This is a genomic window from Chryseobacterium sp. SIMBA_029, assembly GCF_046535275.1.
GTDB lineage: Bacteria > Bacteroidota > Bacteroidia > Flavobacteriales > Weeksellaceae > Chryseobacterium.
Genome location: NZ_JAWRXA010000308.1, coordinates 1 through 273, shown reverse-complemented (window position 1 = coordinate 273; position 273 = coordinate 1). Strand labels below are relative to the sequence as shown.

The 273-nt window shown below is 46.2% G+C and carries 1 protein-coding gene; it reads left to right on the top strand.

The features are described from left to right. On the top strand, window positions 1–250 hold a 250-nt coding region (locus SB679_RS24240; RefSeq protein ID WP_410704802.1), incomplete at its 5' end, for a hypothetical protein. Window positions 251–273: the final 23 nt, after the last annotated feature.

Sequence of the window (273 nt, the reverse complement as noted above, 5' to 3'; positions counted from 1 at the left end):
CGTACTGATATCCGGGATAGGGATCTTATTTGTCCACACCTATACGACCAAGGTGGCAAATGGCTTCATGCGTTTTCAAGCGCAGCATCTGCGTCGCATTAGAGTTCCGCTATGGAATTCTATTTCGCATGAAATGAGATCAGCTCTAATCGATGCGGGAAAAATAGGAGATCGGCAGCGCTGCGCTGAAATAGCTGCAAGACTTTACGATTTGACTTCAGAAGAAAAGGAGTTACTCAGTGATTGCTAGAGACGTTCGCGACTATGACGAAG